This window comes from Camelimonas fluminis (genome assembly GCF_014656355.1).
GTDB classification, from domain to species: domain Bacteria; phylum Pseudomonadota; class Alphaproteobacteria; order Rhizobiales; family Beijerinckiaceae; genus Camelimonas; species Camelimonas fluminis.
In genome coordinates, this window is record NZ_BNCG01000131.1 from 1 (window position 1) to 1518 (window position 1518).

General features: G+C 55.1%; 1 protein-coding gene and 1 riboswitch. The gene reads right to left on the bottom strand.

The window, feature by feature from the left end:
- Window positions 1-263: 263 nt before the first annotated feature.
- A complete protein-coding gene (locus IE243_RS22775; protein WP_191321560.1) occupies window positions 264-974 on the bottom strand; it encodes a hypothetical protein in 711 nt (236 codons plus the stop codon).
- A 362-nt stretch (window positions 975-1336) separates the two neighbouring features.
- Window positions 1337-1415: riboswitch (Fluoride riboswitch) on the top strand.
- The last annotated feature ends 103 nt before the right edge of the window (window positions 1416-1518 follow it).

The following is a 1518-nucleotide window of genomic DNA, read 5'->3' on the forward strand; positions in this document are numbered from 1 at the left end:
ATTGAAGCTAGCCATGTCGACGGCCGCTGTTGCCGACTTGCATTACGGATAACCCTGGGAATGAGAAACCGTTCCAAAAAACAGGATCACTGGAAAAACAAATTTGAGCGGTGGTTATGGGCCGAATATGAACCATCATAACTACATGCACTTTTGATCGTCTTCTTCTTTCATCCTCTGGCGTATTCCACCCTCAAGAGTGGTTCCTTCTGGCATCGGTTCGAACAACGATCCGGTGCGCGGAGAAATCAGCTCTGTTTTTGTTATTTCTTTAGCGGTAACAGGTTTATAGCATCCGCCCGAACACTTTCATCGACTAACAGTACGATAGCGCGAGATAATGGCTCATCAGGCGTGGTCTGTACGGCATCGCGCGCCGGGAAAGAGAAAGTGGCGAGCTTATATGACGCAAGGGCGGACATGGAGAGCGGCGCGAACTGGCGCGGCAGCGCGTCGGAACCTTTGCCTTCCCGATACAGGATAACGCAAGCAATCAGCACGATGGGCAACACAGGGCTCACACCCCGGAGGCGTGTGCCCTTCAACAGCTTTGGCTCTGGTTGTGGGGGCGGCAATATGAAGGCGACAAGCCAAGTCGAGAAAACAATGACGGCTGATGAGACGGCACTTTGATGAAATTCCAGCGCCCGCCCGGCTTCGTGGCGCGCGGACCAGAAATTGAGCAGATCTATTGTAGAGAACTCCGCGCCATTGATGGCATAATAGAGGTAGGCGGCGGATCCTGACAGACCAAGCGCAGCGCCCCAAAGGCATCGGACAGCGCGTGACGGGTGAAATGCAGCCAGCAGAATGACGGTAATACTGGTCGCCCACAGGGCGCAGTAGATGACGGCGGTCATGACCCGGTGGTCACCAATGAGCAAAGGGATCCGTGCAAGCGAACCCGGATTGGTGATGTCGACAAGCGCGCCAATCAGCAGCAGCTTCAATCCTGGCGCGAACCATCGTTTCATTGCCCGAGACTCTCGACTTCTACGCGTCAGGGCCCATCAAGGCCGCAGCCCTGCCCCCCGTTTGGTCTTTAGTACAGTCCACCCTCATGCAAAGCGCCAAAATCCAATGCGGATGCCCCCTGACGCTCGACCATGTGAAACGTCACAATGTAGGTATTGTATACGTGGACGCTGGCAAACTGGATAAAATTGGTAATTATACTCCTTATGGACAGGTGCTTGCTTGATCCGGAATTCAGACCGCTTCTGCCGCCGGCACATTTCTTGTCTGGAGCGGTGTGTGGCGCAGGCTTGCGCAGCCTGTATTCCGGCGAACCGGCTGGCCGAGCCGCCGTTGACAGCAGTTCCGCAACGCATGTATGGGTTGCCCAGGCAATGGAATCTGCCTGACCCTGCGAGGTCGAACCGCCTTTCCGAAAGGCTGATGACTCCTACTCCAACTGCGATTTTGCAGGAGTAGAGTCATGGTCTGCGGTCTTTTTGCCCGACTGTACGTCGTCAGAACATTTGGCGCAGATCGCGGCGTAAATTAGCGGAGTGCGGG

What these genes read in the sequence shown, in the direction of transcription:
- IE243_RS22775 (WP_191321560.1), bottom strand. Translation starts at nt 974, where the DNA reads ATGAAACGATGGTTCGCGCCAGGATTGAAGCTGCTGCTGATTGGCGCG.